Source organism: Verrucosispora sioxanthis (genome assembly GCF_010560025.1).
GTDB classification, from domain to species: Bacteria; Actinomycetota; Actinomycetes; order Mycobacteriales; family Micromonosporaceae; genus Micromonospora; species Micromonospora palythoicola.
This window is the reverse complement of the sequence record NZ_SAIY01000001.1, coordinates 842,100-856,302: the sequence shown is the minus strand read 5'-3', so window position 1 is coordinate 856,302 and position 14,203 is coordinate 842,100. Positions and strand designations below refer to the sequence as shown.

The 14,203-nt window shown below is 72.4% G+C and carries 13 protein-coding genes and 1 pseudogene; 9 read left to right on the top strand and 5 right to left on the bottom strand.

Annotated features, from left to right (window positions below):
* Positions 1-83 precede the first annotated feature (83 nt).
* The 6 genes from ENC19_RS03955 to mutM all read left to right on the top strand — a co-directional run bounded on the left by ENC19_RS03955 (position 84) and on the right by mutM (position 4,259).
* Positions 84-581 carry an ATP synthase subunit B family protein gene (locus ENC19_RS03955; RefSeq protein ID WP_164445727.1) on the top strand — a complete coding sequence of 166 codons (498 nt, stop codon included), beginning with the start codon at positions 84-86 and terminating at the stop codon, positions 579-581.
* Between the two features lie 157 nt (positions 582-738).
* Entirely contained in the window at positions 739-1,302 is a 564-nt protein-coding gene (locus ENC19_RS03950) for a YceD family protein (RefSeq protein ID WP_164445726.1), read from the top strand.
* 5 nt (positions 1,303-1,307) lie between these two features.
* On the top strand, positions 1,308-1,481 hold the full coding sequence (gene rpmF / locus ENC19_RS03945) for a 50S ribosomal protein L32 (protein ID WP_091435485.1): 174 nt from the start codon (positions 1,308-1,310) through the stop codon (positions 1,479-1,481).
* A 129-nt stretch (positions 1,482-1,610) separates the two neighbouring features.
* Positions 1,611-2,564 (top strand): phosphate acyltransferase PlsX, encoded by a 954-nt coding sequence (locus ENC19_RS03940; RefSeq protein WP_281604583.1) that lies wholly within the window; start codon positions 1,611-1,613, stop codon positions 2,562-2,564.
* Positions 2,561-3,415, top strand: a complete 855-nt coding sequence (gene rnc / locus ENC19_RS03935; RefSeq protein WP_164445724.1) for a ribonuclease III — start codon at positions 2,561-2,563, stop codon at positions 3,413-3,415. The genes ENC19_RS03940 and rnc overlap by 4 nt, the downstream gene beginning before the upstream one ends.
* Positions 3,408-4,259 (top strand): bifunctional DNA-formamidopyrimidine glycosylase/DNA-(apurinic or apyrimidinic site) lyase, encoded by an 852-nt coding sequence (mutM, locus tag ENC19_RS03930; protein WP_164445723.1) that lies wholly within the window; start codon positions 3,408-3,410, stop codon positions 4,257-4,259. Before rnc ends, mutM begins: the two co-directional genes overlap by 8 nt.
* 30 nt (positions 4,260-4,289) lie before the next feature.
* Here mutM and ENC19_RS03925 read toward each other — a convergent pair whose 3' ends face one another.
* From ENC19_RS03925 to ENC19_RS31660, 3 genes and pseudogenes are all read right to left on the bottom strand, one after another.
* Positions 4,290-5,132, bottom strand: a complete 843-nt coding sequence (locus ENC19_RS03925; RefSeq protein ID WP_164445722.1) for an endo alpha-1,4 polygalactosaminidase — start codon at positions 5,130-5,132, stop codon at positions 4,290-4,292.
* 113 nt (positions 5,133-5,245) lie between these two features.
* Positions 5,246-5,988, bottom strand: a pseudogene (locus ENC19_RS31665) (CAP domain-containing protein); the annotation flags it as partial.
* Positions 5,985-6,554 carry a hypothetical protein gene (locus ENC19_RS31660; RefSeq protein WP_164445119.1) on the bottom strand — a complete coding sequence of 190 codons (570 nt, stop codon included), beginning with the start codon at positions 6,552-6,554 and terminating at the stop codon, positions 5,985-5,987. The pseudogene ENC19_RS31665 and the gene ENC19_RS31660, both read right to left, overlap by 4 nt.
* A 371-nt stretch (positions 6,555-6,925) precedes the next feature.
* On the opposite strand from ENC19_RS31660, the gene ENC19_RS03910 reads away from it, so the two are divergent.
* The 3 genes from ENC19_RS03910 (at position 6,926) to ENC19_RS03900 (ending at position 11,659) form a co-directional block, all read left to right on the top strand.
* Entirely contained in the window at positions 6,926-7,120 is a 195-nt protein-coding gene (locus ENC19_RS03910; RefSeq protein WP_093401709.1) for a hypothetical protein, read from the top strand.
* A gap of 304 nt (positions 7,121-7,424) precedes the next feature.
* Positions 7,425-11,039, top strand: coding sequence for a chromosome segregation protein SMC (smc, locus tag ENC19_RS03905; RefSeq protein WP_164445721.1), 3,615 nt, complete (start codon positions 7,425-7,427; stop codon positions 11,037-11,039).
* Positions 11,039-11,659 (top strand): HAD-IA family hydrolase, encoded by a 621-nt coding sequence (locus ENC19_RS03900; protein ID WP_164445720.1) that lies wholly within the window; start codon positions 11,039-11,041, stop codon positions 11,657-11,659. Before smc ends, ENC19_RS03900 begins: the two co-directional genes overlap by 1 nt.
* A gap of 115 nt (positions 11,660-11,774) precedes the next feature.
* Here the strand turns inward: ENC19_RS03900 and ENC19_RS03895 are convergent, their stop codons facing one another.
* Complete coding sequence (locus ENC19_RS03895; RefSeq protein WP_164445719.1) at positions 11,775-12,296, bottom strand: DinB family protein; 522 nt, start codon at positions 12,294-12,296, stop codon at positions 11,775-11,777.
* A gap of 51 nt (positions 12,297-12,347) precedes the next feature.
* Positions 12,348-14,057 (bottom strand): alkaline phosphatase D family protein, encoded by a 1,710-nt coding sequence (locus ENC19_RS03890; protein ID WP_164445990.1) that lies wholly within the window; start codon positions 14,055-14,057, stop codon positions 12,348-12,350.
* Positions 14,058-14,203 lie beyond the last annotated feature (146 nt).

The following is a 14,203-nucleotide window of genomic DNA, read 5'->3' as shown; positions in this document are numbered from 1 at the left end:
ACGACATCATTGGGTGAAGCGGGAAACCGGCCGCAGCCCGCATGATGTAGGTCGGCCCGACGAATGACAGGAGTGAGGTACCGGTGGACCCGCTCGACCGCATCGACGAACTGATCAACATCGTGGAGCAGGCGCGCTCCGTGCCGATGTCGCGCAACAACTGCATGGTCGACCGGAGTGAGATGATCGGGGCCCTCGACGAACTGCGCGAAGGGCTTCCGGCCGACCTGCGCCGCGCCGCTGCCCTGCTGGAGGAGCGGGACAAGATCATGGAGGCCGGCAAGCGGGAGGCCGACCGCATCATCAGCGAGGGTGAGGCGGAACACGCCCGCCTGGTCTCGGTGAACGAGATCACCGTCTCCGCCGAGCACGAGGGTGCCCGGATCATCGCCGAGGCGCGGGCGGAGGCGCAGCGGCTGCGCGAGGAGGTCGACGACTACGTCGACACCGCGCTGGCCAACTTCGAACAGTTCCTCACCCGGGCGCTGGCGTCGATAGAGCGCGGCCGGGACAAGATGCACGCGCTGCGGGAGATCGGCACCTTCGCCGGGGACGAGGCGGAGCGACCGCTGCCCTTCTGATCTCGCACCGCTGCCGCCGAACGGATCGTCCGCCGCCGACCGGACTGCCCGCCACCGCCGGGACCGACCGCTGCTGCGGCTGGTCACCCCGGTTCGACGCTGGGGCGTCCGTCCAGGTAACCTCGTTTGTCGGCCTCTCACCGGCCGGAGTCTGACTATGCCCAAGAACTCACCCACTTCACTCGACCCCAGGTCGCCGCTGGTCCTCGACACGAGGGAGCTGCCACGCCGACCTGGTGCTCTGCGTACCGTCGAACGGGTGGTCCCGGCACCGTCGGACCTCGGCGTGGAGTTGATCGGCGTGCCGGAGGGCGCGGACCTCGACCTCGATCTGCGGATGGAGTCGGTGTCCGAGGGTGTGCTCGTCTCGGGGACCGTCAGCGGTCCGATCCGGGGCGAGTGCGGCCGCTGCCTGCGCGAGATCAACGAATCGGTGACGGTGACGATCCAGGAGCTGTACGCGTACGAGAACAGCACCACGGACGCCACCACCGAGGAAGACGAGGTCGGTCGAATGCAGGGAGACCTGATCGACCTGGAACCGGCGTTGCGGGACGCGGTGGTGCTCGCGCTGCCGAACAACCCGCTCTGCCGTCAGGACTGCCCAGGTCTGTGCCCCGAATGCGGGGTGCACCGGGACGATCTGCCGGCCGATCACAGCCACCAGCAGATCGACCCGCGTTGGGCGGGCCTGTCGCAACTGACCCGTACAGAGGAGTAAGAACCGTGGCCGTCCCCAAGCGCAAGATGTCGCGCAGCAACACCCGGTCCCGCCGGGCGAACTGGAAGGCCGCGGCGGTCGCGACCGTCGCCTGCCCGCAGTGCAAGTCCGCGAAGCTGCCGCACGCCGCCTGCTCGGTCTGCGGCACCTACAACGGCCGCCAGGTCCTTGAGGTCTGACCCGGACGGCGCGTGACGTCCCCGACCACAGGTCGGGTGACGCACACCCCCCGGCGGTCGTCCGCAACTCCGGCCGACGCCGGCCGGCCCAGGCCGGTCGGCGTCGAGACGGAGTCGGGCGTCGCACGGATCGCCGTTGACCTCCTCGGCGGGGACGACGCTCCCGCCGTCGTGGTGGACGGCGCTCTGCGGGCGGTGCGCGACGACCCGGACCTGCACCTGCTTCTCGTCGGGCCGACCCGGGTCGCCGGCGCGTTGATCGACGCCCTGGACCCGGCGCAACGGGACCGGATCACGGTCCGACCGACCCACTCCGTGGTCGACATGGCCGACGACCCCAGCGCGGCGCGTGCCGACACCACCGTCCGGGCGGCCGTGGCGGCCGTTCGTGCCGGTTACGCCGACGCGTTGGTCTCCGCGGGGTCCACCGGTGCGACCGTCACCGCCGCCGCCCTCGTCCTCGGTCGCTGGCCCGATGTGCGGCGCCCCGCCCTCGCCGCCGCGCTGCCCGCCGTCTCCGGCACCGTCGTCCTGCTCGACGTGGGTGGTTCGTTGGAGCCGAGCCCGGCGACCCTCGCCCGCAACGCCGCCCTCGGTGCCGCCTACGCCTCGGTCGCCTACGGCATCACCGCGCCCCGGGTGGGGCTGCTCTCCGTGGGCACCGAAGCCGGCAAGGGTGACCGGGCTCGCCGGCTCACCGACCCCATGCTCGGCGCGGCGGCGCTGCCCGGTGATGCCCGCTACGTCGGGCTCGTCGAGGGCTACGACGTCTGCCTCGGCACCAGCGCCGACGTGGTGGTCACCGACGGATTCACCGGTAACGTGCTGCTCAAAGCCATCGAAGGCGCGTACGCCATGGCCGGCGGGAACCCGCCCGGCGGCGGCGCGCCCCGGGCCGCCGCGCTGCTCGGTGTGGCCGGCACCGTCGTCGTCTGCCACGGCGCCGCCCGCGCCGACGACATCGCCTCCGGCATCGCCCTGGCCGCCCACCTCTGGCGGCGCGACGCCACCGAGCGGGTCGCCGCGCTGCTCGGCGGGGACCGCACCGATCGCACGACCGACACCGAGGTACGCACATCATGAGCAACGACAAGCGCCGGCGACCCGAGATCGGCCACCTGGAGGCCGCCTTCGGCGTCTCGCTGGACCCGGAGCTACTGGAACGCGCGCTGACCCACCGTTCGTACGCGTACGAGAACGGCGGCCTGCCCACAAACGAGCGGCTGGAGTTCCTCGGCGACTCGGTGCTGGGTGTGGTGATCACGACTGCGCTCTTCGAGAACCATCCGGACCTGCCGGAGGGCCAACTGGCGAAGCTGCGCGCCAGCGTGGTCAACATGCGTGCGCTCGCCGACGTGGCGCGCGGCCTGGGCCCGGACGGGCTCGGCCCCTACCTGCTGCTCGGCAAGGGCGAGGAGACCACCGGCGGTCGGGACAAGGCCAGCATCCTCGCCGACACCCTCGAAGCGCTGCTCGGCGCGATCTACCTCCAGTACGGCCTGGACACCGCCGCCATCGTCATCCACCGGTTGTTCGACCCGCTGATGGCCGAGTCCGCCGGCCGGGGTGCCGCGCTGGACTGGAAGACGAGCCTCCAGGAACTCACCGCCGCACTCGGCCTCGGCGTTCCGGAGTACCGGATCGAGGGGACCGGGCCGGACCACCTGAAGACCTTCACCGCGTGGGTGGTGGTGGCCGGCAACCGGTACGGCGGTGCCGACGGGCGGAGCAAGAAGGAAGCCGAGCAGCGGGCGGCGGAGTCGGCGTGGCGGACCCTCACCGAGCAGGCGGAGAAAGCCGCCGAGCAGGTGGAGAAGACCGCTGACCAGGCCGGGACGGCCGCCGACGGCTCGGTCGACGGCCAGGTCAACGGGACGGTGGACGGCCAGCGGGAGCTGGTCGACGAGGTCGAGGCCCAGGCGCACCATGCCTGAGCTGCCGGAGGTGGAGACCGTCCGGCAGGGCCTGTCCCGCTGGGTCACCGGCCGTCGGATCCACTCGGTGGAGGTACGCCACCCCCGGGCGGTCCGTCGCCACGTGCCCGGCGGCGCGCACTTCGCCGACGTGCTGGCCGGCCGGAAGGTACTCGACGTCCGTCGACGCGGGAAGTATCTCTGGCTGCCGCTGGACAGCGGGGACGCCGTCGTCGGGCATCTCGGGATGTCCGGGCAACTGCTGCTGCAACCGGCGGAGGCGCCCGACGAGACGCACCTGCGGGTCCGGTTCCGTTTCGACGACGGCGGCCCCGAGCTGCGCTTCGTCGACCAGCGCACGTTCGGCGGGCTGGCGGTGAGCGAGGGCGGCGGCACGCTGCCGGCGGAGATCGCCCACATCGCCCGCGATCCGCTTGATCCGGAGTTCTCCGACGCGGAGTTCGTGGCCGCGCTGCGTCGGCGGCGTACCGAGGTCAAGCGGGCGCTGCTCGACCAGAGCCTGATCTCCGGGGTGGGCAACATCTACGCCGACGAGGCGCTGTGGCGGGCCGGGCTGCACGGCACCCGGTCCACCGACGCGCTCACCGGCCCGGCCGCCCACCGGCTGCTCGCGCACGTGCGGGACGTCCTCGGTGAGGCGATCACCGCGGGTGGCACCAGCTTCGACGCCCTCTACGTGAACGTCAACGGCGAGAGTGGCTACTTCGACCGATCGTTGAACGCGTACGGGCGCGAGGGGCAGCCCTGCCGTCGCTGCGGCGCACCGATCCGCCGCGAGGCCTTCATGAACCGCTCGTCGTACAGCTGCCCCCGCTGCCAACCGCGCCCCCGCTCGCGCCGCTGACCTCGCCCTCTGCCGGGGCCGGACGTGTGGTCAGGGGGCCGGGCAGGGGAGGCGCCAGGCGTCCAGGGAGCGGTTCTTACGGATCGAGGCGAAGCCGTAGCCGACGCTTGTGACACAGAAGTCGATGGTGGCACCGGTGTACTCGACGTGGAACACCGGTTTGCCGGCGTCGGCGAAGGGCAGCAACTTGTCGCACCGGTCCAGCCGTACGCACTCCTCGTTGACGGCGAAGTCGAAGTCCGGTGCCAGCGCGGCGACCTGCGGCAGATTGTTGAGCAGCCCGGGGGAGAGGTCCAGCGAGCGGGCCAGCGCGGCGACCTCACGGTTGAACGTCAACTGGTCGTCGAACTCCAGCGCGAAGCCGGAGCGCTTGTCGTAGCCGTCGGCGTCGGCGAACACCACCGCGCCGAAACCCTTTCCACGACAGAGCCGGAACCGGTCGGCCAGCACCGGCCGCAGGACGTCCCACCGGCGTACGTCGAGCCAGACGCGCCCGGTCCGCGCCGTCGTCGCGCCGCGGACGCGAGCCGGGTAGCGGCTGGCGTCGGGGTCGGTCGGGTGCACCGAACCGATGTGCACCTGGCAAACCAGCCGACGGTCCCGGGAACGTAGCTCGCTGGTCTGCGCGGCGGTGGTGTCGACCGGGTCGAGGACGAAAACGTCCGCCTCGACGTCCGGATCGAGCACCCCGTCCAGCTGCCACTGCCACTGCCAGTGCCGCGCCGAGGTGGTCGGCCAACTGGTCGGTGCCCCGGGCGGGGTGAGGTCAGGCCGGCAGGCGGCAGCCGTGAGGAGCAGTGTGAACGTCAGGCCGGCCGGCAGCGCCCGGCGGTGCACCCACCGGGCCGGTCGCCCGCCCAGGCCGAACCGCATCGCCAGCTCCGCAGGTCGCGGGGCGGCGTCGGGCCGCCCGAGCCCGGTACGCCGGGTCCCGGCGTACCCACCCGGTCAAACGAGCACGGACCCGACAAGGATTCGCGGCCGACTCAGCGCGGTGCGGCGAAGACCTGCGTCCAGTACGGGCCGTTGCTGCGCGCCACGCCGACGCCGATCTCGGTGAAGGCGCAGTTGAGGATGTTGGCACGGTGTCCGTCGCTGTTCATCCAGGCGTCCATGACCGCCGCGGGCGTCCGCTGGTTCCACGCGACGTTCTCGCCATAGGTACGCCAGGCGTAGTCGACCCGGTCGATCCGGTCGCCGGGATCGCTACCGTCGCTGCCGGTGTGCGACATGTTCTGGTGGTCGGCCTGGTCCTGGCTGTGCCGCTGGGCCGCGGTCATCAACTTGTCGTCGATGCTCAGCGCGCCGCAGCCGGCCTTCGCCCGTTCGGCGTTGACCAGCTTGACCACCTCGGCCGCCTCGGCGGTGACGCCGTCGGAGGGCGACGGGCTGGTCGAGGCGGCCCGGCTCGGACTGCCCTGGCGGTCGGTGCCGAGCCGGGAGGGGCCGTGCTCCGCGAGGGCGCGGGCCTGGGCCGGCTGGTCCGGCTCGGTGACGGTGCTGCCGTGGCGGTGCTCGGTGAGGCGCTGGGGCTGGGACTGGCGCTCGGGCTGGTGCTCTCGGGCAGGTCGAGCGTGAGCGCCGGATCCTCCTCCGGCGCGGCGGGGGCGCTGGCGACCGGTTCCTGGCCCGCCGTCGTGTTGGTCGGGGCGTCGTCACCGGGTAGCGCGAGGGCGGCGACGCCGATGCTCACCACGAGCGTGGCGGCCGCGGCGGCACCTCCCATCACCAGGGGCGCGGCAGTCGGCGGGACCGACGGGTCGCGGCGGTCGGCTCCAGCGCCGGCTCGTCGACACCGGCCAGTTCCCGGTGCCCGGTCTGCGGCGGGCCGTAGTGCGGGCTTACGACCGGTTCGGCGTACGCGCCGGCCCGGTCGGTGTACCCAACGGCCTGATCGGTGTACCAGTCGGGCCGATCATCGTAGGCGTACGCGCTCTCCTGCGGCGCGGCGTGGTGCGCGGGCCAGTCGGTGGCGGTGGGCTCGTCGTCGCGGTGGTGCCGCCCGGTCTGCTGGTGCGGCGCGCCGGAGGCGTCGTACCAGTCCTGCTCCGTTGTCGGGTACGGCTGCTCCGCCTGCCGGTACGCCTCCGTCACCGGGTGCTCGGCAGCGTCGGACCGCCACTGCTCGGTCGGCTGGTCGCGGTACCACCCGTCGGACGGCTCCACCGGATCGTCGCCGAACAGGTAGGACGACCGTGGCGCCGGCCGGTCGGTCAACCAGGCCGGATCGTCGGTCGGCGGTTCCGCTCGCCACGGGATGCGCTCCGGGTCGATCGGATCATTCCAGCCGTGCACGCCTGTCGCCTCCACGGGTCAGTTACGGGCCGGGGTGACGCTACGTGTTGTGTCTGAGCAGCGGCAATCTGGCTAAGGAAGAGTTAAGAGGAGCCGGTACGTCTGGGTGAGGTGTTCGATGATTCCGCAGCGTAGAGTCGGGGTGTCCGGACAGAGCGTGTCCGCGCCTGGTGGCAGCCTCCCGCGAGGGGTGTGGCCGACGCCTAGATGATCTACGGCCTGCGAGAACTTGACGAAGCAGGGGCTGTCGGCTCAATATGGTGTTGTCGCCAGTCGCGCCCGGTCATGCCCAGAAATTGTGGGAATGGTAGTCGCGTTCACATGGGCGCGCGTTGGCCGGCCTCTCCGGCAGCGCACATCAAGGAGTAAAAATGGCGAAGGCCCTCTACGGCCACGTAGGTGCGGCGCCCGACCGGCGCCTGCTCGACGAGGTCACCCGACTGCGTGCCAGGGTTCAGTCACTGGAGTTCGAGGTCACGCGGCTGCGCGCCGAGAACGATCGGCTCGCGGCGGCTGCGGCGGAGGCGGACGATCTGCTCCGTCTGGCCGAGCCCGCGCTGACCTGATCCACCTGGTCGCCGCGCAAGCGGCCGAACTCACCTGGTCGCACGAGAGCGACCGCCGCAACCGGTCGCCACAACTGAATAGCACCACCGCACCTAGCGCGCCGACACCCTGTGCCGGCGCGCAGCTCTGTGCGTGCTCGATCGCCCCCGGCCACGGGGTGTGCAGTCGGGTCCGGCCGGTGTCCGACGGCCGGGCAGGCGGGTCGCGTGGCGTGCTCCACCCGGTCCCGGGTTAGTCTGCGGGTTTACCAGGGTCCGCGCAGCCGGGCGACGGTACGGCGGCCACCGGACGAGGATCGAGAAGGTGTATCTCAAGAGCCTGACGGTGAAGGGCTTCAAGTCCTTCGCCTCCGCGACGACGCTCAAGCTGGAACCGGGCATCACCTGCGTGGTGGGCCCGAACGGCTCGGGCAAGTCCAACGTCGTCGACGCCATCGCCTGGGTACTCGGCGAGCAGGGCGCCAAGGCGTTGCGCGGCGGCAAGATGGAGGACGTCATCTTCGCCGGTACCGCCGGGCGGGCCCCGCTGGGCCGGGCCGAGGTGACCCTCACCATCGACAACACCGACGGTGCCCTGCCGATCGAGTACACCGAGGTCTCCATCACTCGCCGGATGTTCCGCTCCGGCGAGAGCGAATACGAGATCAACGGCGACTCGTGCCGGCTGCTCGACATCCAGGAACTGCTGTCCGACTCCGGCATCGGCCGCGAGATGCACATCATCGTCGGGCAGGGCCGGCTCGACGGGATGCTGCACGCCAAGCCGGAGGACCGGCGGGCGTTCATCGAGGAGGCGGCCGGCGTCCTCAAGCACCGCAAGCGCAAGGAAAAGGCGCTGCGCAAGCTCGACGCGATGCAGACCAACCTGAACCGGCTCACCGACCTCACCGCCGAACTGCGCCGACAGCTCAAACCTCTCGGCCGGCAGGCCGAGGTGGCCCGCCGGGCCGCCGTCATCCAGGCCAACCTGCGCGACGCCCGGCTGCGGTTGCTCGCCGATGACCTGGCCACCCTGCGGACCACGCTGGACAAGGAGATCGCGGACGAGACCGCGCTCCGGCAGCGACGCGAGCAGGTCGAGGCCGAGCACGCCGAGGTGCAGTCCCGCCTGGGCGAACTGGAGGAGGCGTTGGCCTCCGACGCCCCGCTGCTGGCCGCCGCCCAGGACACCTGGTACAAGCTCTCCGCCTTGCAGGAACGGTTCCGCTCGATCGAGCAGCTCGCCGTCGAACGACTGCGGCATCTGACCGCCACGCCGGACGACGAGCGCCCGGGGCGGGACCCGGAACAGCTGGAGGCCGAGGCCGAGCGGGTCCGCGAGCAGGAGGAGGAACTGCGCGCGGCGCTCACCGACGACCAGGTCCGGCTCGCCGAGGCGGTCGAGCACCGCCAGGAGTTGGAGCGGCAGCTCGCCGCCGCCGAGCGGGAACTCGTCGCTGCGGCGAAGGCGATCGCCGACCGGCGGGAGGGCCTGGCCCGGCTGACCGGACAGGTGAACTCCGCCCGGGCGCGCACCACCAGCGCCGGCGAGGAGATCGAGCGGCTCGCCGCCGCGCACACCGACGCGATGGCCCGCGCCGAGCGGGCCCAGGCCGAGCTGGACGCGGTCGCCGAGCAGTCCACCGAGGCCGACCGCGACAACGCCGACCTGGACGCCCGGCACGCGGAGGCCGTCGCCGCCCAGGAGCAGGCACAGGCCACGGTCCGGTCGCTGTCGGACGCGGAGCGGGCAGCGGAGAAGGACGCCGCGACCTGGAAGGCGCGGGAGGAGGCGCTCGCCCTCGGCCTGCGCCGCAAGGACGGTGCCGGCGCCCTCTTGGCCCGCGCCGACCAGGTGCCCGGTCTGCTGGGCGGCCTCGCCGGGCTGCTCTCGGTGGCGCCGGGCCACGAGGCGGCGCTCGCCGCGGCGCTCGGTGGGCTGGCCGACGCGGTCGCGGTGACCGGCGTCGACGAGGCCGTCGAGGCGATGCGCCTACTGAAGATCTCCGACGCCGGACGTGCCGGGCTGCTCGTCGGCAGCCCCGCCGGGCCGGGGATGTCCGGTTCGGCCGACGCGTTGCGCCCGAAACTGCCCGACGGCGCCCACTGGGCACCCGACCTGGTCGACTGCGACGACCAGATCCGGCCCGCGGTGCACCGGGCACTGCGGGACGTGGTGCTGGTGGCGGACCTGTCGGCCGCCGCCGAGGTGGTCACCGGCAATCCCGAACTACGGGCGGTCACCCGGGAGGGTGACGTCGTCGGCGCGTACGCGGCGGCCGGCGGGTCGGCCAAGGCGCCCAGCTACATCGAGGTCCAGGCGGCCGTCGAGGAGGCCCGGGCCAGTCGGCTGGCGGCCGAGCGGACCAGCGCCGATCTGCGCGAACAGCTGGTCGAGGCACGCGCCGAGGTGGCCACCGCCAAGGAGGCGGTGCAGCACGCCGCAGCGGCCAAACGGGAGGCCGAGAGCCACCGCAACGCCGCGGCACGACGGCTGGCCGAGCTGGGTGCCGCCGCGCGGTCGGCGAAGGCGGAGACCGATCGCCTCGGCGAGTCCCGAGCGCGCGCCGAGGCGGCCCGAGAGCGGGATCTGACCACCCTGGCCGAGCTGGAGGAGCGGCTGCGGTTGGCGGAGGCGACCCCGATCGACGCGGAACCCTCCACCGAGGAACGCGACCAGTTCGCCGCCATGGTGCCGCAGGCCCGGCAGAACGAGATGGAGGTCCGACTCGCGGTGCGTACCGCCGAGGAGCGGGTCGCCTCCATCGCCGGGCGGGCCGATTCGCTGCGCCGGCAGGCCGGTGCCGAACGGGCGGCCCGGGAGCGGGCGGCGGCCCGACGCGCGGCGCGGACCCGGGGCGCCGCCATCGCCCGCGCGGTGGCCGGTGGCGCGCGGACGGCGTTGACCCAGCTGACCAGCAGCATCGCCCGGGCCGAGGAGCACCGCGACGCGGTGGCGCGGGAACGGGCCACCCGCGAGGCGGAGCTGCAGGAGGTGCGGGCCGCCGCGAAACGGTTCGGTGCGGAACTGGAACGGCTGACCAGCCAGGTGCACCGGGACGAGGTCGCCCGCGCCGAGCAACGGCTGCGCATCGAGCAGTTGGAGGCCAAGGCCGCCGAGGACTTCGGCCTGACGGTGGAGACCCTGGTCGCCGAGTACGGCCCGAGTCAGCTGGTGCCGCCCACCGAGGCCGAGGTGGCCGCCGCCGAGCGGGATGAGCTGCCGGTTCCCGAACCGGTCCGCTACGAACGCCCGGTGCAGGAGAAGCGGGCCGCCAAGGCGGAACGGGAACTGGCCCTGCTGGGCAAGGTCAACCCACTCGCCCTCGAGGAGTTCGCGGCGCTGGAGGAGCGGTACAAGTTCCTCTCCGAGCAGTTGGAGGACCTCAAGGCGACCCGACGGGACCTGCTCACCGTGGTCAAGGACGTCGACGACCGGATCCTCGAGGTCTTCGCCAGCGCCTTCGCCGACACCGCGCGAGAGTTCGAGCAGGTCTTCACCGTGTTGTTCCCCGGTGGCGAGGGCCGGTTGATCCTCACCGACCCGGACGACCTGCTGACCACCGGCGTCGAGGTCGAGGCCCGCCCGCCGGGCAAGAAGATCAAACGACTGTCGCTGCTCTCCGGCGGCGAGCGGTCGCTGACCGCGGTCGCGATGCTGGTGGCGATCTTCCGGGCCCGGCCGAGCCCGTTCTACATCATGGACGAGGTGGAGGCGGCCCTCGACGACGTGAACCTGGGCCGGCTGATCACCCTGCTGGCGCAGCTACGGGAGAAGAGCCAGCTGATGGTCATCACGCACCAGAAGCGGACCATGGAGATCGCCGACGCGCTCTACGGTGTGACGATGCGCGGCGGGGTCACCCAGGTGATCAGTCAACGGCTCAACCGGGCCGACGGGGATGACGAGCGGCAGGGCCGCGGCGAGGAGAACGGGTAGTGGCTCGGGAACGCGCGACGGCGCTCCTGGTGGACTTCGACGGTGTGCTGCGGCGCTGGGATCCGGCGGTCGCCGCCGCCGTCGAGCGGGAGTACGGCCTCTCCGCCGGTGTGCTCGGCGAGATCGCCATGCAGTGGGGGCGGCTGCAACCGGTGCTCACCGGCCAGGTCAGCCACGCCGACTGGATGACGAGCGTGGCCGACGCGCTCACCCCGTCGGTCGGTGACGCCGGGCGGGCGCGGGCGGCGGTGGCCCAGTGGCAGCGCTATCGCGGTGAGGTCGACCCGGAGGTGCTCGCGTTCGTCCGCGAGGCGAGATCCGCCGGCATCCGGGTCGGGCTCGGCACGAACGCCACCGACCTGCTCGACGCCGACCTGGCCGCGCTCGACCTGATCGGCGAGCTGGACGTGGTGGTCAACTCCTCGGTCATCGGGGTGCACAAGCCGGCACCCGAGTACTTCCAGGCCGCCTGTGCGGCGCTGGACACGCCGCCGGCCCGGGTGCTCTTCGTCGACGACGAGGATCGGGCGATAAGTGGCGCCCGGGCGGCCGGGCTGTCCGCGTACCGCTGGAACGGCCCGGCCGACCTGCGCTATCTGCGGGCCGCGCTGGCCGCCTGATCCGGCTCCGACCTCGGTCGCTCACTTTCCGCGCCCGGGTCGCGGCACGTGGCGGTGTCCCGCCGACGGGTGACCGCGACATGCCGCAACCCGCGCCAACCAGCCACGCTCTCCGTCACACCCCGACGACGCCGTCGATGCGTTCGCGGATCAGGTCTGCGTGCCCGTGGTGCCGGGCGTACTCCTCGATCATGTGGACGTAGACCCAGCGCAGGTTGAACGTCCGTCGCTTCGGGCCGACCTCGGTGAACGTCTCGTCGAGCGACCGCCCGACGACGGCGGCGCGGGCCCGCGCCACCTCCCGGTGGTAGGTGGCGAAGTCCGCCTCGGCGTCGGCGGCGCTGACGTCGTGGTCGGCGTCCGGATCGTCGTCCGTGTAGTACGGGTAGTCGACCTGCTCACCGGCGAAGTTCTCCCGGAACCACCAGGCCTCCACCTCGGCCAGATGCCGCACCAGCCCGAGCAGGGTGAGGCCCGACGGTGCCACGCTGGCCGTGCGCAGTTGCTCGGCGGTGAGGCCGGCGCACTTGAGCAGGAGGGTCTGCCGGTGATAATCCAGCCAGCCCTCCAGCATGGTGCGCTCGTCGCCGACGTAGGGCTCAGGGGTCCGGTCGACCGCCGGTGCTGTCCAGGTCATCCCGGGATTCTGGCCCGGATGACGACAACCCGCGACAGGTTTGCGGTGCGCTCAGCGGCCGTCGGCGAGCCGCTGCCGGGCCACCACGTGCAGGTGACCGTCGCCGGTGGTGCCCTCGATGATCACCTCGGCCCCGCGGCCGGCGTGGGTGAGCGTCGCCACCGCGTTGCCGAAGTAGGGCCCGGCCAGCCTGCGCCACTTGACCAGCGGGCGGCGGACCCCCGCCGTGCGGGCCAGGGCCCGGGCCGCTCCGGCCGGGCCGCGCGCCCACCCCAGCCGCATCAGCGGGCGCATCCCGGCCGGCACCTGGTTGTGGATCGGCGAGCAGGTGAGCTGGTGCACCGGTGTGCGTACACCGGGGTCGGCGAACCTGACCCGCGCCACGTACGAGTGGTGCACGTCGCCGGAGAGCACGCTTATCGACGCCGGTGGCGGGTACGCCGGCCCGGCGCCCTTGCGGTCGTCGGGCGTGCCAGGTGTGCCGGCGCCGATCCGGGCGAACAGCTCCGCCAGCGCGTCGAACGAGCGGCGGAACGCCGCCCAGTGCTCCAGGTCCAGCGCGCGGCGCAGCCGCTCGCCCAGCCCGGCGACCCACCGCCGGGGCGAGTCGGCCAGCTTCTCGTTCCACGTCTCGACGTGGTGGATGCCGGGCGGCAGCAGCCAGGGCAGTGAGGAGCCGACCACCAGGTGGTCGTAGCCGCCGTGGGCGCGGTCGACGAACCACGACCATTCGCCGGGCGGCAGCATCGCCCGCCGACCCGGTTGCAGCACCCGGCTGCACCGGTTGTCCAGCATCACCAGGCGGGTGCGCCCCAGGTCGAGCGCGTAGCTCCACTGGTACTGCACGGCCCGCCAGCGCTCGGTGTCGTGGGCCAGGTCGGCCTCGGTGTCGACGCGCGCACCGAACTCCCGCAACACACCGGTGGCGTCCTCCGCCGCGCTCACCTTGGCGAAGACCGGATCGGCGGCGATCTCGTCCGGCGAGAGGTTGCCCAGGTGCTGGTAGACCCAGTAGGAGGCCAGCCCGCTGACGATCCGCTCGGCCCACCACGACTGTTCGCGCATGTCGGCCCGCCAGGAGGCCGAGGTGTTCCAGTCGTCGATGATCTCGTGATCGTCGAAGATCATCACGCTCGGCACGGTGGAGAGGAGCCAGCGGATCTCCGGGTCGCGCCACGACTCGAGGTAGAGCTTGGTGTACTCGTCGAAGCTGACCACCTGGTCCTTCGGTGCGCCCTGCGGACGCCGCCGCCGACGGCGCAGCAGCCGCTTGACGGTCGGCGAGGTCTCGTCGGCGTAGACCTGGTCACCGAGCAGCAGCAGCAGGTCGGGCAGGGCGGCCGGGTCCGGGTCGGCCATCACCCGCCGGGCGTACGCGTCGAGCGCGTCCGGCGGCAACTTGCGGGTGGTCGCGTGCTGGGTGGTCTCCCGACAGGAACCGAAGAGCAGGCGGACCGGCTGGTCCCGGTCGTCGGTGGCCCGGGTGCGGATGAGACTGGGCGGGAAGCGGCTGTCCGGCAGCGGCCAGACCACCTCGTCGTCGATCAGCACCTCGTACGTCGTGGCGCTGTCCGGGGTCAGCCCGTCGATCACGACGAGCGCGTAGTGGTGGTCGTACGCGCTGAAGGTGGGGGCGGTGCCGGTGGCGCCGCCGGCCGTGCGGACGGTGACCACGGCCGGCGTCGTGGTCTCCACCCAGACGGTGGCCCGAGTGCCGACGACCCGGCGCAGCAGGGGGCCGATGAGCAGCTCGGCGGGCATGTGGACCTCCAGACGAGAAAGCTTCATCCTTTACTACCCGGCCGGCGGCGCACCACTGCCAACTGTGGCCGAGACTACCGCCGCATCCTGGGCGGACGCCGGGGGCGGTCGGGCGCCGGGTGATCGCCGAGCCCGGCGGGAGCGGT